Here is a 15347-nt window from a genome sequence, read left to right as displayed (position 1 = left end):
CTCAGCCCGCCAGCGCCAGCGCCGCCCGGTCGCCGGCGTTGGGATCCGCCGGGGCAAACGGCACCGGCTGCGCAATGTGGTAGCCCTGCACCAGGTCTACGCCCAGCTCGCGCAGCCGTTCGAGCATGGCCTCGCTCTCAACGAATTCCGCAATGGTCTGCTTGCCCATGGCGTGGCCGATGCGCTGGATCACCTCCACCATCACCAGGTTGACCGGGTCGGCCAGCATGTCGCGCACGAAGCTGCCGTCGATCTTCAGGTAGGCCGCCGGCAGGTGCTTCAGGTAGGTGAACGAAGACATGCCCGCGCCGAAGTCATCCAGCGCAAACTTGCAGCCCAGCTGCTGCAGCTGCAGGATGAACGCGCCGGCCTGCGCCAGGTTGGAGATCGCTGCGGTTTCCGTGATCTCGAAGCAAATGCCGTCCAGCGCAATGCCGAAGCGCTGCGCCTGCTCGCGCACGAAGTCGGGAAACTGGAGGTCCGCCAGCGACGAGCCTGACAGGTTGATCGCGCAGGTGGCAATCTCCGCCTGCCGTCCCGCCAGGGTGCGAAACGCGGTCTCGACCACCCAGCGGTCGATCATCGGCATCAGGTTGTAGCGCTCGCAGGCCGGCAAGAAGGCCATCGGCGGCACCAGCCGGCCACGTTCATCGACCATGCGCAGCAGCAGTTCCACATGGCGGCCCGTCTGCGGCAGCGCGCCATCGTGCGCCGGCACGATCTCCTGCGAGTACAGGCAGAAGCGGCCAGCCGCCAGCGCCGCATGCACGCGGCTGACCCACTCCATCTCGCCGTGGCGCGCCTGCACCACGCTGTCCAGCGGATGGTAGACCTGCACGCGGTTGCGCCCGCCCTCCTTGGCCACGTAGCAGGCCGCGTCGGCCGCGCTCAGCGCCTCGGCGACGTTGACGGTCTGGCGGTCCAGCGTCACCAGGCCAATGCTGACACCCAGCGTGAAGGTGCGCTGGCGATGCGCAAAGCGGAAACAGGCAATGGCGTGGCGCAAGGCCTCGGCCACGCGTTCGCCGTCGGCGTGGCCGCATTGCTCCAGCAGCACGCCGAACTCGTCGCCGCCCAACCGGGCCAGCGTGTCGCTGCGGCGCAGCTGGCTGCGCATGACCTCAGCCATCTGCCGGATCAGCTCGTCGCCGGCGGCATGGCCGCAGGTGTCGTTGACCACCTTGAACTGATCCAGGTCCAGGTACATCAGCGTATGGGTGGTGCCCTGCACCCGTGCCCGCGTGATCGCCGCGTCCAGCCGGCGCTCGAACTCGGCGCGGTTGACCAGGCCGGTCAGCGCATCGTGGCTGGCCTCGTACGCCAGCCGCGCCGCATGGGCGCGTTCCTGGCTGATATCGTGCAGCACCACCACCACGCCGATGGCCTGCGCGGCACGGTCGCGGATCAGCGCTACCGATGGCTTGACCGCCAGCGCCTGTCCGGGCAGCCCGGACACATCGCGCTGCACCAGCTGCGCCGACCGGCTGCGCCAGCGCTGCCGCAACGCCAGCGTGACAATATCGGGCAGCGGCGCCAGGCTTTCCTCGTCGCGCAGCACGCACACGCTGCTCAGCGGCAGGCCGCGGGCGTCGGCTTCGCGCCAGCCGGTCAGGGCCTCGGCCGCGGGGTTGAGCGATTCCACGCGCCCCCACACATCGGCCGTCACCACCGCGTCGCCGATGGCCTGCAGCGTGACCTGGGCGCGCTCCTTCTCGGCAAAGAGCTGGGTCTCGTAGCGCTTGTGGTCGGAAATATCCGTGAGCGACCCCGCCATGCGCGCGCGCCGACGCCCCGCCCCGCGCACCAGCCGGCCGCGGGCGCGCACCCACAGGTAATCGCCGGCACGGTTGCGCAGGCGGAATTCGGCATCGTAGGGCTCGCCGCTGCGCAGATGGTGCGCCAGCTTGGCCTCGAAGGCAGCCAGCTCGGAAGGATGCAGCAGGCCCAGCACGGTTTCGCGCGCATGCGGCAGCTCGGTGTCCTGGTAGCCCAGCATCTGCGCGCAGCGCGGCGAGAAGTACAGCTCGCCGCGGCCGAGATGCCAGTCCCACAGGCCGTCGTTGCTGCCCTCCACCGCCAGCTGCAGCTGCTCTTCGCGCTGCGCCAGCGCCTCGCGCAGCCGGCGCTCGCGCCGCAGCGGCCCCACCGACAGCAGGATCGCCGACATCAGCAGCGCGGCCGCCATCACCGCGCTGCCGTTGGTCAGCAGCCGCGTCACGCGGCGCGAGGCCTGGCCCAGATGGCCCGAAAAGGCCCGCTCCAGCGGCGTCAGCCTGGCGTCGATCCGCGCAATGTTGCGCAGCACCGGCGCCACGCACTCATCGCCGCAGCCGGGCTGGCTGGTCAGCCGGCGCAGGGTCAGCGCCTGTTCGTGCAGCGCAAAGATCTCGATGTCGCCCGCGGCCCACACGCGAATCGCGGCATCGACCTCCTGGATATGGCGGAAATTCCGGTAGAGCCGCACCATCCGCGGAATGTCTTCGGGATGGTTGCCGCCGGCAAGCAGCCCTTCATGGATGCGCTCCAGGTCAGGCTCGTCGCGGTCGAGCTCCAGGCGCGCGCGGTGGTCGCCCAGCGGGATCGCGATCGACTCCAGGTATGCCTCGAAATCCGCCGGATCACGATCCTCGCCGTAGCGCAGCAGGTGCAGCACGGCGTTCTTCTGGCCTTTGGACCACTGGCTCTCGCCCGCGACAAAGGCGCGCGCGGCCGACAACAGGTCCAGGCTGGCGATGCAGAACAACGCCAGCGCAACGACCACCGGTACGAACGGCCAGATAATGCGCAGCACGTGCCCGCTGGCCGGCAAGGAAACGCCTGCTTGCCGCATAGGGTCTTGTTGGTGGGCCGTGTCTCGCGGCCATCCTGATGGACCGCGGTCAACACGCCGCGGCTGATCCATTGTGCTGCGCAGGCAGTCCTAAGTCTCTACCTCGAACTAGTTAAAGCACCCCCCCGTTAGCGGGGCATGCCAGACGCAAAAAGGGCCTGTGGCTTGCGCCACAGGCCCTTCGTAATACTGGTGGGTCGTGCGTGACTCGAACACGCGACCAACGGATTAAAAGTCCGCTGCTCTACCGACTGAGCTAACGACCCGAAAAAACAGAACCGCGATTATAGGGATGCGGTTCTCGATGTGTCAAGCACGCTCCTCAGGCCATGCGCTCCAGACGCCATATCTGGTAGCGGAATGCCAGCACTGCACCGGCCAGGATACCCGCCAGCGCGATAAACGAGCCAAGCGCCAGGGTCGACACGCCCGACAGCCCCTGCCCGACCGTGCAGCCCAGCGCGGTCACGCCGCCCGCACCCATCAGGATGCCGCCGACCATATGGTTGGCGACGTCCTCGGCATTGCCGAAGCCTTCCCAGCGGAATGTGCGCGTGGCCAGGGCATAGGCCGCCGCGCCGGCGATCACGCCGAACACGCTGACGATGCCGACCGTCACCACCTTGCTCTTGTCGCTGAACATCATCAGCCAGTCGAGCGTGTAGGCATAGGGGGCGACAAAGCTCAGGCTTTCCATGCGGCCGCTGTTGGTCGAGACGAACAGTTCCTCAAGCGTATTGGGGTCTTCGGCTACATAGCCGAGGTGGCCCGAGACATACCACATTGCCACGATGATCAGCCCGACGCCGATGCCGCCAAGCAGGTTGTCGAACGAGCGGAAGCCGCGGCCCGCCAGCGCCCACACCACCAGCACGCCGCCCAGCGCCAGGCCCAGGCCCAGCTGCAGCGCGCCGCGCGCGAGCCCCGTGCCCTGCGCCAGCATGGACGGCAGGTCTTGCGTGGTGGGCAGCGTCAGCGCCACCGCATCGACGGTATTCACTCGCACCACGCCGAACAGCCCGCGCAGCGTCATGTAGGCCGACAGGCCCAGGAAGACAAAGACCACCAGCGACTTCAGGTTGCCCGCGCCGATGCGCACCAGCGTCTTGCTGCCGCAGCCCGACGCCAGCACCATGCCGAAGCCGAACATCAGCCCGCCGGCCAGCGCCGACAGCCAGCCCAGCTTGCTGGCGGTGTAGATGGTCTTGGTAGGGTCGATCGCGCCGGTCCAGGCCAGCACGCCGGTGCCGATCATGGCCACGCCGATCGCCAGCACCCACATGCGCATGCGGCTCCAGTCGCCCATGTTGACGATGTCGGAGACCGCGCCCATGGTGCAGAAGTGCGTGCGCTGCAGCACGGCGCCAAACAGGAAGGTCAGGACGAACGTGCTCAGCAGCACGGTGCGCGAGAGCGCGGCGAGGTCGATTTCAGGCATGTAGGGGCGTGGACGTCGGCTTGTGATCAGGCAGCGGCCTGGTAGCGGGTCGGATCGGGCACACCGGCGGCTTCAAAGCCGGCCCGGCGGATGCGGCACGAATCGCACACGCCGCAGGCGCGGCCGTCGTCGTCGGCCTGGTAGCACGACACCGTCAGGCTGTAGTCCACCCCCAGCGCGATGCCGGCGCGGATGATCTCGCCCTTGGTCATGTCGATGATGGGCGCATGCACGCGGAAGCGGTCGCCCTCGACCCCGGCCTTGGTGGCGAGGTTGGCCAGCGTTTCATAGGCCGCGACGTATTCCGGGCGGCAGTCCGGGTAACCGGAGTAGTCGACCGCATTGGCGCCGAAGAACAGGTCGCGCCCGCCGACGGCCTCGGCCCAGCCGAGCGCCAGCGACAGCATGATGGTGTTGCGCGCCGGCACGTAGGTGACCGGGATGCCGTCGGAAGCGCCGTCGGTCGGCACCGCCAGCGCGTCGTCGGTCAGCGCCGAGCCGCCGAAGCGGCGCAGGTCCAGGTCGATGATCTCGTGGCGGGTGGCGCCCAGCGCGGCCGCCACGCGCTTGGCAGCTTCCAGCTCAGAGGAGTGGCGCTGGCCATAGCGCATCGACAGCGCATAGGTCTCGAAGCCCTGGGCGCGGGCCATGGCGAGTACGGTGGCAGAGTCTAGTCCGCCGGACAGCAGGACGATGGCGCGTTTGGTCATGATGGGAAGCGCGCCGCCTCGGCGCGCAAAAGATTCAGGCGAATCGCGTATTTTAGCGCGACCCAAGAAAAAGGCCCGCCGAAGCGGGCCTTGCAGACAGGACCGGGCGTACCGGCCGCTTCCGGTGTTATTTCAACGTCTTCAGCCGGTTGCTGGCCGCCTGCGCGCCTTCGGTGCCCGGATACTTGGCCACCACCTGCTCCAGTGTCTTGCGCGCGGCCGCCTTCTGGCCGGACTCGAGCTGGTTGTTGGCGACCGCGATCATCGCATCCGGCACCTTGGGATGCGTCGGGTTGTTATTGATCATGGTCTGCAGCACCGAGGTGGAGCCCTTGTAGTCGCGCTGCGCATACAGCGAGTTGCCGAGCCAGTACTGCGCCAGCGGCACGTACGGGCTCTGGGGGTACTTCTTGACGAACGCCGAGAACGAACTCCCGGCGCTCTTGAAGTCGCCCGCCTGGAACTGCTTGAGCGCGGCATCGTATTCGGGCTTTTCGCCCGGCTGCGACAGGCCTTCGCGGCCTTCGACGGTGACCTGCTGCGGCTCGAATTTCTTCAGGCGCGCATCCAGGTCGGCGTAGTAGTCCTTCTGCTGCTTCTGCAGCGTGTCCACCGTGTTCTGCAGCACTTCGTTCTGGCCGCGCAGCCGCGCCACTTCCTGGCGCAGGCCCTCGAGCTGGTTCTGCATGTCGAGCGTGGTACGGCTGTTCTGCTCGATGCGCTGCGTCGCGGTTGCCTGGAAACCGTTGAACTGGTCGCGCAGGCTGATGACCGCCTTGCGCGCCTCGTCATCATCGAACACTCCGGCATGCGCCTGCGACAGCGGCAGCATGCCGCCGCCGGCGACGGCGGCGAGCCACAACAGGGTGGAAACGCGTGCTTTCATGAAAGGCAGTCCAGAGATCAGTAGTTGATGTCCGCGCGGCGGTTTTCGGCCCACGAGGCTTCATCATGGCCGGTGGCCTTGGGCTTTTCCTTGCCCAGGCTGACGGCTTCCATCTGGCCGTCGGGCACGCCCATCGAAGCCAGCGAGCGGCGCACGGCTTCGGCGCGCTTCTGGCCCAGCGCCAGGTTGTACTCGCTGGTGCCGCGTTCGTCGGTGTTGCCCTGGATCAGGATCTTGCGACCCTTGTTCGAGCCCAGGTACTTGGCGTGCTCGCCCAGCATGCCCTGGTAGTCGGACTTGACCGAGTAGCTGTCGAAGTCGAAGTACACGCTGCGCTTGGCCAGCGGGCTGTTCGGATCGTTGAGCGGATCGGCGGCCGTGACCGGGGTCACTGCGCGCGGATCGGCACCGGTGCCCGCGCCGGCACCGGCTTTGGCGGTGTCGTCCAGCTTGACGCCGGAGCTGCAGGCGCCAAGGGCCAGCAGTGCGGCAACGGCAAGGGTTTTGCTCATCAGTTGGGGCATGGTGAATGACTCCTGTTATTGCATGAAAGGACCCCAGGACGGCTCGCGAACATCGCCGGACTGGAGGGACAGAACCTGCCGGGTACGCCCGTCAGTGGAAACCGCCGCCAGCACCGCGCGACCGCCCACGCGGGTGGCATAGAGGATGTACTTGCCGTTGGCGGCAAAGCTGGGCGCTTCGTCGTTGGCCGTATCGGTCAGCGACGTCACGTCGCCGTTGCTCAGGTCCTGCAGCTGCAGCTTGAAGCCGCCCGCGCGCGAGATGTACGCCAGGTACTTGCCGTCTGGCGAAACCCGCGGGCTGACGTTGTAGCTGCCCTTGAAGGTGACACGCTGCGCACCGCCACCTTCCTCGCCGGAAGCGGGCATGCGGTAGACCTGCGGCGCACCGCCGCGGTCGCTGGTGAAGTAGATGCTCTTGCCGTCCGGAGAATACTGCGGCTCGGTGTCGATGGCGCTGCTGCGCGACAGGCGGCGGATGCCGGAGCCGTCGGCATTGACCTGGTAGACCTGGGTATTGCCGTCTCGCGACAGCGCCAGCGCCAGGTGCCGGCCATCAGGCGACCACGACGGCGCGCTGTTGTTGCCCTTCTGGTTCGATACCAGGGTGCGCTTGCCGCTGGCGAGGTCGTGCACGTACACCACCGGCTTCTTGGCCTCGAACGAGACATAGGCCACGCGCGCGCCGTCCGGCGACCACGACGGCGAAATGATCGGCTCGTTGCTGGTCAGGGCCACCTGCGCGTTCTGGCCATCGGAATCGGAAATCAGCAGCTGGTAGCGGCCGCCGACCTTCGACACGTAGGACAGGCGCGTGGCAAACACGCCGCGCTCGCCGAGCAGCTTTTCATAGATGTAGTCGGCGATCTTGTGCGCGGTCACGCGCAGCTGGGACTGGTTGACGGTAAAGGCCAGCCCGCCCAGGCTCTGGCCCTTGACGGTGTCGTACAGGCGGAAGCGGACCTCATACTTGCCGCCGGCGGCCGGAGTCACGCTGCCGGCGACGAAGGCATCGGCGCCGCGCGACTTCCAGCTGCCCAGGTCGACATTGGCGGATTCCGCCACCGTGGCGCCGCCCGGATCGACATTGCGCAAGCGCCCGCTGCGCGCCAGGTCGGCGCGGATGATCGCGGTCAGGTTCTGCGGGGACTGGGCCTCGCCCTGGAAGTTGGCGGTCGCAACCGGGATCTGGCTGGACCCGACCCCGGAGATCTCAACGTTGAGTTGCGCGTGCGCGGCGCCGGCTGCCATCGTCATCGCCGCGGCCAGCCAGGCCATCAGCGCGCGGCGGCCGGCCAGCGGATGCCGGCCGATGGCGCGTTGGGATTCGGGTTGGGTTGCGTTGTGCCGCCTCGCGGACAGCCAGTTGGGGGCCCAAAGCTTTCGCATGCTGCTCCTCAGTCGATTTCAAGTTTCGTCGGGCACGGCAGGCAATCGGCAACACGGGCAAATGGGCATTGCAGCGCGTGGCGCATGCCCCGTCTGCGTGCGTATCGCACACTGCCGGCCGCGTCAGGCAACCTGTCATGCTAGCGCTGGGACCAAGACCCGGCGATGAAGGTTGCATTATGTTGCAAATCATGCCGCCCAGGCCACTCAGTCCTTCGGCCGGAAGGTAATGGTGAAGCTGGCCGGCGCCTTGCCGTTCTCATCACGCGGCAGCGGGTCGGAACGTTCCACCGCGCGCAGCACGGCATTATCCCAGCCCGAGTTGCCGCTGGACTTGGACAGCCGCGCCGACAGCAGCGAACCATCCGGCGCCAGCTGCACCGACACCACCGCGGTCGGGTTGCCCGGCACGTCCTCGCCAAAGACGATATTCGGCTTGACGCGGCGGCGCACGCGGTCGGCATAGCCCGGCGACGCCTTGCCACCGCCGCCGGCACCCGCGCCGGCCGTACTGCCCACGCCGCCGCCGCCCGCGCCGGAGCCGCCGGCCAGCGCCTGCAGGCGCGCCAGCTCGCTCTTGCGCTGGGCATTGGCCGCAGCCTCGCGCTTGGCCTTGGCGTCGGCATCCGCCTTGGCCTTGGCCTTGTTCTCGGCGTCAGCCTTGGCCTTGGCGTCCGCCTGGGCCTTGGCCCTGGCGTCCGCTTCCTTGCGTTCTGCTTCCTTGCGCTCGACCTGTTCCTTGCGCTGCTGTTCCTGCTGCGCTGCCTTCTTCTTCGCGTCGTCCTTGCGCTGGGCTTCCTTGCGCTCGGCCTCGCGCTGCTTCGCTTCCTTGCGCGCAGCTTCCTTGCGTTCCGCTTCTTTACGCTCGGCTTCCTTGCGGGCAGCCGCCTGCTTGCGCTCGGCCTCTTCGCGCGCCGCCGCCTCGGCGCGGCGCTTCTGGCGCTCCAGCGCGATGTCGGCGTCGTCCTCGACCTTGCTCTTCACCTCGGGCAGCGGCGGGGCCGGGCGCGGCTGCACCACCGGCTCCGGCGGCGGCGGCGGGGGCGCGGTGGCGGCCGGAATCTCTTCCCACAGCTCGGCCTCGGCGCCGACGGGGGTGCTGCTCTGCAAGCGCACGCCGTAGTACAGCACGACAGCCAGCAGCATGTGCATGAAGAGCGCGAACAGGAAGGAACGCAGGGTTCCCCGCTCCTTGACCGGCTGGTAGGGATAGGCGGCGACGGTCTTCATCAGGCGCAACGGCAATCAGATAGGCGCTTCAATGCGTCAGGAGGTCTTGGACTTGACCATCAGGCCGACGCGCTTGACGCCATCGGCTTTCAGGATCGACATCACGTCCAGCACCGCCTCGTACTTGACCGCGCGGTCGGCGGCAATCACCACCGGCTGGTCGGGATTCTCGTTCTGGCGCTGGTGCACGAAGTCGAGCAGGCCCTGCTTGTCGAGCTTGCGCTCGAAGGCATTGCCGGCGCTGTCCTTGCCGCGCGCGGTCAGCTGGCCGCTCTCGTGCACGGTGACCACGATCGGCGGCGCCTTCTGCTGCGGCGTGGCGTTGGCCACGGTGGGCAGGTCGACGGTGGCGGGGCTCACGATCGGCGCCGCCACCATGAAGATGACCAGCAGCACGAGCATGACGTCGATGTACGGCACGACATTGATGTCGGCGCTGGCCCGGCGGCGCGAGCCGCCACGGCGCTGAATGGCTGCCATTGCAGGACTCCTGGAAACGCCGGCCCGGGCTTGCGCCCGGACCGTCTGGATTAGATTCGATACGTGTGCGGTTAACGCGCCTGCCGTTGCAGGATGTTCAGGAACTCCTCCATGAAGCTCTCGAACCGGATCGCCAGGCGGTCGATCTCCGTGGCATAGCGGTTGTAGGCGATCACGGCAGGAATGGCAGCGAACAGGCCGATCGCAGTCGCCACCAGCGCCTCGGCAATCCCGGGGGCCACCGATGCGAGCGTCGCCTGCTGCACATTCGACAGGCCGCGGAAAGCGTTCATGATCCCCCAGACCGTGCCGAACAGGCCGATATATGGGCTCACCGAACCCACCGACGCCAGGAACGGCAGGTGCGATTCCAGCACATCCATCTCGCGCTGGTAGGCCGCGCGCATCGCGCGCCGGGCCGCATCGAGCAGCGCGCCGGCTTCGTTGCCGCGCTCGCGCGCCTTCAGGAACTCGCCCATGCCGGATTCAAAGATCCGCTCCAGCGCGCCGGTGTTGTGGCGGTTGTTGACGGCACTGTTATATAGCGCCTGCAGGTCGCCGCCGGCCCAGAAGTCGCGTTCGAACCCCTCGGTCTGGGTGCGCGCCGAGCGCAGCGCCAGGTGCTTGCGGAAGATATAGGTCCACGAAAACAGCGACATGACGAGCAACAGCGCCATGACGGCCTGTGCCAGCAGGCTGGCGTGGAGCACCAGCGTTACGATCGACATGTCTTGCGTGACGGTCACGGGATTCATCGTGCGGACTTGATGGTAGCTAGAACGGGGTCGGGAATCGGGGCGGGACGGAAAGTGCTTCGATCGACACACCCAACACGGATCGCGCCAGAGGCCAGCATCAGCTCGCCACGCCAGGCTTCCTGGGTGAACTGGACCGACGCCGGGCCGACCCGGTCGATGCGCGTGCGGATTTCGAGCTGGTCATCCAGCCGGGCGGGCGCATTGTAGTCCACCGCCGTGCTGCGGACGATAAAGACCACGCCCGCCTCGTCGGCGAGCGATTGCTGCTCGATGCCGAGCGCACGCAGCCACTCGGTGCGGGCGCGCTCGAAGAACTTCAGGTAGTTGGCGTAGAACACTACGCCGCCCGCGTCGGTGTCTTCCCAGTACACCCGCAGGGTCCAGACAAAGTTTGTCATGGCCGCGATTGTAACGGAGAGCGATAGCGGTTTCGTGTAAACCCGCATGACGACTTTGCAACAGCAAGTTGCTGGCCAGCCCTTGCCAGTGCTTGCCTGGCGGGGCCGACGGCTTGCGGCGGGCGCCCGCCTCGCGCTACACTGCGCGCAACCATTCCATCTTGCGCGACTGGCGAAGTCAGTGGGCACTACCACGAGGAAGCGCAAGTTCTCTGGCGTGACGTTCATTGCGCGTTCGCGTAACGTTCAGCACGCCTAGGCGTGAAGTTGCTTGCGCCTGCCGCTCGCCTGGGCAGCGAATGGGAAGCAGGGTGCGCCCTGCACCGACGGTTACAACGAGCCGCCGGTGCTGGTCGCCGCTAGCCTTCCCCGCGCGCCCTATCCCCGATGCGTGAATCGGATTCCCTATTTTTCAGACGAGTTTCGCCATGTTCGAACGCAGCCGTTTTACGATCGACCAGATCGACCCCGAGGTCTTTGCCGCCATCCAGCAGGAGAACCAGCGCCAGGAAGACCACATCGAGCTGATCGCCTCCGAGAACTACACCTCGCCGGCCGTGATGGCCGCCCAGGGTTCGCAGCTGACCAACAAGTACGCCGAGGGCTACCCCGGCAAGCGCTACTACGGCGGTTGCGAGTACGTCGACGTCGTCGAGCAGCTGGCCATTGACCGCGTCAAGCAGCTGTTCGGCGCCGAAGCCGCCAACGTGCAGCCCAACTCGGGCTCGCAGGCCAACCAGGGCGTGTACTTCGCCGTGCTCAAGCCGGGCGACACCATCATGGGCATGAGCCTGGCCGAAGGCGGCCACCTGACCCACGGCATGGCCCTGAACATGAGCGGCAAGTGGTTCAACGTGGTCAGCTACGGCCTGAACGCCCAGGAAGACATCGACTACGACGCGCTGGAAAAGCTGGCCCAGGAGAAGAAGCCCAAGCTGATCATCGCCGGCGCCTCGGCCTTCGCGCTGCGCATCGACTTCGAGCGCATCAGCAAGGTTGCCAAGTCGATCGGCGCTTACTTCATGGTCGACATGGCCCACTACGCCGGCCTGATCGCCGCGGGCGTCTACCCGAACCCGGTGCCGCACGCCGACTTCGTCACCACCACCACGCACAAGAGCCTGCGCGGCCCGCGCGGCGGCGTGATCCTGATGAAGGCCGAGCACGAGAAGGCCATCAACTCGGCCATCTTCCCCGGCATCCAGGGCGGCCCGCTGATGCACGTGATCGCCGGCAAAGCCGTCGCCTTCAAGGAAGCGCTGACGCCCGAGTTCAAGGAATACCAGCAGCAAGTGGTGAAGAACGCCGCCGTGCTGGCCGAGACCCTGATCGCGCGCGGCCTGCGCATCGTCTCGGGCCGCACCGAAAGCCACGTGATGCTGGTCGACCTGCGCGCCAAGAACATCACCGGCAAGGAAGCCGAGCGCATCCTGGGCGAGGCGCATATCACCGTCAACAAGAACGCCATCCCCAACGATCCGGAAAAGCCGTTCGTGACCTCGGGCATCCGCCTGGGCTCGCCGGCCATGACCACGCGCGGCTTCAAGGAAGAAGAAGCCCGCATCGTCGGCAACCTGATCGCCGACGTGCTGGACAACCCGCACGACGCCGCCAATATCGCCAGCGTGCGCGAGCAGGCGGCAGCCCTGACCAAGCGTTTCCCGGTCTACGGCTGATGCATCGAGGCCGCCCATGCGGATTTCGCATGAGCGGCCGGCAGCTCCGCAAGCCGGCGTCCTCGGGCACCGGCCTGCGGGCCTCGCCAACCCGCCCCGCCTCCGCAGAACGACAACACGGACAAGGCGACGGGGTTCAACTGAAGGTGGTCCGGCATGAAATGCCCCTTTTGCGGTCATTCCAATACCCAGGTACTCGACACGCGCATGTCGGAAGACGGCGATGCCGTGCGCCGGCGCCGCCGCTGCGAAGCCTGCGACCGCCGCTTCACCACCTATGAGCGGATCGAGCTGTTCTTCCCCGCCATCGTCAAGAAAAACGGCTCGCGCGTGGACTACACCCGCGCCAAGCTGAAGGACTCCATGCGCCTGGCGCTGCGCAAGCGCCCGGTCTCGGCCGAAGCCATCGACGAAGCCATCACCCGCATCGAAGAAAAGCTGCTGGCACTGGGAGAGAAAGAAATCCCAAGCAGCCAGGTCGGCGAACTGGTGATGCGCGAATTGCGCAAGCTCGACAAGATCGCGTATATCCGCTTTGCTTCGGTGTACCGGAGCTTTGAGGACGTGTCGGAATTCCGCGACGTGCTGGATGAGTTTGCGGCGTCCACCCCTCGGAAGGGGTAGCAAAAGTAACAAAATCGTTGTTTAATCCCCGTTGCATTTCCGCAAGGCCCGCTGTCGCATATTAAAAGGGCCCGGGATTGCAGACCAAAAAAAAGAAGTTAACGAAGTCGGACGTCTTTTGACGGGGGTCAGAATGGGTCAACGCTGCCGCGGGGCAGCCGGCTTTGCCATGCTCGAAGCATTGGTGGCAATTGTCGTTCTGGCGGTTGGCGTGCTCGGCGTCGCCAGCCTGCTGCTGAATTCATCCCGCTTCACGCAACAAGCTTCCTACGACACCACTGCCATGCAGCTGGCCACCGAGATGGCCGAGCGCATGCGTGCCAATCCGGCCGTCTCGCAAACCGGCGCGGCGGCGGAAGCCATCACCCCGAACCGCTACTTCATCGACACGGCCAGCGGGCAGCCGCCTGCGCTCACGGCGGCAAACAGCCCGTACGCTGTCGCCTGCCCGGGCACGGCGGCCGGGTGCGCGCAGCAACTGGCGGATTTCGATGTCGCCGAGTTCTGGGAACGTGTCAGCACAGGCCTGCCTGGCGGACGCGCCGTGATTTGCCGGGACATGGTCGCCTACGACCAGGCCACCGGCTTCTCATGGGGATGCACGCCCTCGGCCACTGGCCGCGCGGACGACGCCCCGATAGTCATCAAGATCGGCTGGATCTCCCGGCTTGCAGCCAAAACGGTCGCGGCACGGGTCGACATGTCCGATATGGGCACGCGCCCCCAGGTGGTCATCGTGGCCACGCAGGGTACGGTGAACTGACATGCGCAACGCCAGGACGTATCCCAACGCCGGTCGGCATCGTCAACTGGGGCTGTCGCTGGTGGAGCTGATGGTGGCGATGACGCTGAGCCTGCTCCTGATCATGGCTGCCGCGGCGCTCTACCTGACCGGGCGAGCCAACTACAACAGCATCGACGACACCACTGCGCTGGATGAGAAAGGCCGCTTTGCGGTGGATACCGTGGTGCGGATCGTGCGCCAGGCCGCCTGGAGCAACTATGCGGGCAACAACGCCGCGGCCTCGCCCGGCGCCAGCGGGCCACCGGCGCCCAGCCCTGGAGGCGTCATGCTCACCACCACGAGCCTGTCGCCGACCATCAGTGGGCTCGACAGCTGCGGCGCCCCCACGCAAGACCTCGGCAATCCGGCGCAAAACCTCGCGTGTCCAGCCCAGGCGGGCGCCGTGAACAAGAGCGACGTGCTGCAGGTCCGCTTCTTCGGCTCCGGCACACAGCAGGACCGCACCGTTCCGGACAACAGCATGATCGACTGCTCCGGCAATGGCGTCGCCGAGCCGCAGGCCTGGGAAGACGCAGACCTCGCGCGCGGCATGGCGGTCTTCTATGTCAGCAACGATGCCAGCGGCATGCCTCAGCTGATGTGTGGCTATCGTCCACGGGACGCCGCCAACAAGGAAATCCTCACGGCCGGCACGGCATATCAGGCTGTTTCGCTGATCTCAGGCGTCGAAGTCTTCCAGGTGCTCTACGGCGTGGATACGAATTTCGACCAGACCCCGGACCGCTTCCTGTCGGCCACCGAGGTGCTGGCCCTGCCCACCACCTGGCAGAACGTCGTCGCCATAAAGATGGCCATGGTGCTGATGGGCGATACCGCCAGCGCATCGCCTCGGGATCCACCAACCTTTCGCCTGTTCGGGCGCTTGTTCCCGGGCTCACCGGGCAACGACACGTCCTTCACGCCGGCCACGCAACTGCAGCGGATGCGGCGCCTGTACACCGTCACCGTACAGCTCCGGAACATGGCCACCTGCACCACCTGCTCGCCGACATGAACGTCCGCACCGCGCACCCCAGCCCACGTGGCATCGCGCTGATCACCGCCCTGGTGATGCTGCTGATCATCAGCGTCATCGCCATCGCCGGTGCCCGGCTGGCCATTGGCAGCAAGCGCATGGCATCGAACCAGCGCGACCGGGACCTGGCTCAGCAAGCGGCCGAGGCAGCCTTGCTGGACGCAGAAATCGACATCCAGGGTGTTTCCGCCCCAACCAGCCGGTCGGCCATCTTCTCCGGCACCACGATGAATGTGCTGCCGTTCATGGCGGGCTGCAATACGGGCGTGACCGGCGCCTCACCCTTCCAGGGATTGTGCGACCCGGTGCTCGACGGCACGCCGAACTGGCTTGCCGTTGACTTCAGCCAGACGGGCGCCAACGCACGCACCACCGCCTATGGCACCTTCACCGGCCGCAGGTTCCCGACCGCGACAGGCGGGCTGCTGCCTGCGGCCTTGCCGCGCTACATCATCGAGCCGATCAGCGACATGTCGCCAGGCGCGAGCGAGGGCGCATACATCTTCCGCGTCACGGCCGTCGGCTTTGGCGCTAACCCGGCGACCCGGGTCATGTTGCAGTCGTACTACCGGAAGGGGGAATGA

General features: G+C 66.8%; 15 protein-coding genes, 1 tRNA gene and 1 riboswitch. Of the genes, 5 read left to right on the top strand and 11 right to left on the bottom strand.

Annotated features, from left to right (window positions below; translation table 11 throughout):
• Position 1: 1 nt before the first annotated feature.
• The 11 genes from AC3WLE_RS05735 to ybgC form a co-directional block, all read right to left on the bottom strand.
• Positions 2–2902 carry an EAL domain-containing protein gene (locus AC3WLE_RS05735; RefSeq protein WP_492318789.1) on the bottom strand — a complete coding sequence of 967 codons (2901 nt, stop codon included), beginning with the start codon at positions 2900–2902 and terminating at the stop codon, positions 2–4.
• 118 nt (positions 2903–3020) lie between these two features.
• Positions 3021–3096, bottom strand: a tRNA-Lys gene (locus AC3WLE_RS05730).
• A 56-nt stretch (positions 3097–3152) separates the two neighbouring features.
• Complete coding sequence (locus AC3WLE_RS05725; RefSeq protein ID WP_492318790.1) at positions 3153–4268, bottom strand: YeeE/YedE family protein; 1116 nt, start codon at positions 4266–4268, stop codon at positions 3153–3155.
• 26 nt (positions 4269–4294) lie between these two features.
• Positions 4295–4978 (bottom strand): 7-cyano-7-deazaguanine synthase QueC, encoded by a 684-nt coding sequence (gene queC, locus AC3WLE_RS05720; RefSeq protein ID WP_492318791.1) that lies wholly within the window; start codon positions 4976–4978, stop codon positions 4295–4297.
• Positions 4979–5105: 127 nt separating this feature from the next.
• Positions 5106–5864: a tol-pal system protein YbgF gene (gene ybgF, locus AC3WLE_RS05715; protein WP_010813735.1), complete on the bottom strand. Its 759-nt coding sequence runs from the start codon at positions 5862–5864 to the stop codon at positions 5106–5108.
• A gap of 17 nt (positions 5865–5881) precedes the next feature.
• The gene (pal, locus tag AC3WLE_RS05710; RefSeq protein WP_340521164.1) at positions 5882–6388 is read right to left on the bottom strand and encodes a peptidoglycan-associated lipoprotein Pal; all 507 of its coding nucleotides are present in this window, start codon (positions 6386–6388) and stop codon (positions 5882–5884) included.
• A gap of 15 nt (positions 6389–6403) precedes the next feature.
• The gene (gene tolB, locus AC3WLE_RS05705; protein ID WP_492318792.1) at positions 6404–7777 is read right to left on the bottom strand and encodes a Tol-Pal system beta propeller repeat protein TolB; all 1374 of its coding nucleotides are present in this window, start codon (positions 7775–7777) and stop codon (positions 6404–6406) included.
• Between the two features lie 207 nt (positions 7778–7984).
• Positions 7985–9007 (bottom strand): cell envelope integrity protein TolA, encoded by a 1023-nt coding sequence (tolA, locus tag AC3WLE_RS05700; protein ID WP_492356411.1) that lies wholly within the window; start codon positions 9005–9007, stop codon positions 7985–7987.
• 36 nt (positions 9008–9043) lie between these two features.
• Positions 9044–9487 (bottom strand): protein TolR, encoded by a 444-nt coding sequence (gene tolR / locus AC3WLE_RS05695; protein WP_010813739.1) that lies wholly within the window; start codon positions 9485–9487, stop codon positions 9044–9046.
• Positions 9488–9558: 71 nt separating this feature from the next.
• Positions 9559–10242 (bottom strand): protein TolQ, encoded by a 684-nt coding sequence (gene tolQ, locus AC3WLE_RS05690; protein ID WP_011615851.1) that lies wholly within the window; start codon positions 10240–10242, stop codon positions 9559–9561.
• The gene (ybgC, locus tag AC3WLE_RS05685) at positions 10239–10643 is read right to left on the bottom strand and encodes a tol-pal system-associated acyl-CoA thioesterase (RefSeq protein WP_010813741.1); all 405 of its coding nucleotides are present in this window, start codon (positions 10641–10643) and stop codon (positions 10239–10241) included. Before ybgC ends, tolQ begins: the two co-directional genes overlap by 4 nt.
• A 155-nt stretch (positions 10644–10798) precedes the next feature.
• Positions 10799–10944: riboswitch (ZMP/ZTP riboswitch) on the top strand.
• Between the two features lie 127 nt (positions 10945–11071).
• Here ybgC and glyA point away from each other — a divergent pair.
• The 5 genes from glyA (at position 11072) to AC3WLE_RS05660 (ending at position 15347) form a co-directional block, all read left to right on the top strand.
• Positions 11072–12319: a serine hydroxymethyltransferase gene (glyA, locus tag AC3WLE_RS05680; RefSeq protein ID WP_010813742.1), complete on the top strand. Its 1248-nt coding sequence runs from the start codon at positions 11072–11074 to the stop codon at positions 12317–12319.
• A 156-nt stretch (positions 12320–12475) separates the two neighbouring features.
• Positions 12476–12943, top strand: coding sequence for a transcriptional regulator NrdR (gene nrdR, locus AC3WLE_RS05675; RefSeq protein WP_010813743.1), 468 nt, complete (start codon positions 12476–12478; stop codon positions 12941–12943).
• Positions 12944–13076: 133 nt separating this feature from the next.
• The gene (gene pilV, locus AC3WLE_RS05670) at positions 13077–13706 is read left to right on the top strand and encodes a type IV pilus modification protein PilV (RefSeq protein WP_492318794.1); all 630 of its coding nucleotides are present in this window, start codon (positions 13077–13079) and stop codon (positions 13704–13706) included.
• 1 nt (position 13707) lies between these two features.
• Entirely contained in the window at positions 13708–14742 is a 1035-nt protein-coding gene (locus AC3WLE_RS05665; RefSeq protein ID WP_492356410.1) for a PilW family protein, read from the top strand.
• Entirely contained in the window at positions 14739–15347 is a 609-nt protein-coding gene (locus AC3WLE_RS05660; RefSeq protein ID WP_492356409.1) for a pilus assembly PilX family protein, read from the top strand. The genes AC3WLE_RS05665 and AC3WLE_RS05660 overlap by 4 nt, the downstream gene beginning before the upstream one ends.

The sequence above is a fragment of the Cupriavidus sp. FW306-1B-F12B genome (assembly GCF_058781795.1).
Note: the sequence above shows the minus strand (reverse complement) of the source record. Positions and strands in the feature narration are given on the sequence as shown.

Coding starts and splice junctions, on each gene's coding strand:
- tolR (WP_010813739.1), bottom strand. CDS start 9,487: ATGGCAGCCATTCAGCGCCGTGGCGGCTCGCGCCGCCGGGCCAGCGCC.
- AC3WLE_RS05725 (WP_492318790.1), bottom strand. CDS start 4,268: ATGCCTGAAATCGACCTCGCCGCGCTCTCGCGCACCGTGCTGCTGAGC.
- tolA (WP_492356411.1), bottom strand. CDS start 9,007: ATGAAGACCGTCGCCGCCTATCCCTACCAGCCGGTCAAGGAGCGGGGA.
- ybgC (WP_010813741.1), bottom strand. CDS start 10,643: ATGACAAACTTTGTCTGGACCCTGCGGGTGTACTGGGAAGACACCGAC.
- queC (WP_492318791.1), bottom strand. CDS start 4,978: ATGACCAAACGCGCCATCGTCCTGCTGTCCGGCGGACTAGACTCTGCC.
- AC3WLE_RS05660 (WP_492356409.1), top strand. CDS start 14,739: ATGAACGTCCGCACCGCGCACCCCAGCCCACGTGGCATCGCGCTGATC.
- ybgF (WP_010813735.1), bottom strand. CDS start 5,864: ATGAAAGCACGCGTTTCCACCCTGTTGTGGCTCGCCGCCGTCGCCGGC.
- AC3WLE_RS05665 (WP_492356410.1), top strand. CDS start 13,708: ATGCGCAACGCCAGGACGTATCCCAACGCCGGTCGGCATCGTCAACTG.
- tolB (WP_492318792.1), bottom strand. CDS start 7,777: ATGCGAAAGCTTTGGGCCCCCAACTGGCTGTCCGCGAGGCGGCACAAC.
- glyA (WP_010813742.1), top strand. CDS start 11,072: ATGTTCGAACGCAGCCGTTTTACGATCGACCAGATCGACCCCGAGGTC.
- pal (WP_340521164.1), bottom strand. CDS start 6,388: ATGCCCCAACTGATGAGCAAAACCCTTGCCGTTGCCGCACTGCTGGCC.
- pilV (WP_492318794.1), top strand. CDS start 13,077: ATGGGTCAACGCTGCCGCGGGGCAGCCGGCTTTGCCATGCTCGAAGCA.
- AC3WLE_RS05735 (WP_492318789.1), bottom strand. CDS start 2,902: ATGGATCAGCCGCGGCGTGTTGACCGCGGTCCATCAGGATGGCCGCGA.
- tolQ (WP_011615851.1), bottom strand. CDS start 10,242: ATGAATCCCGTGACCGTCACGCAAGACATGTCGATCGTAACGCTGGTG.
- nrdR (WP_010813743.1), top strand. CDS start 12,476: ATGAAATGCCCCTTTTGCGGTCATTCCAATACCCAGGTACTCGACACG.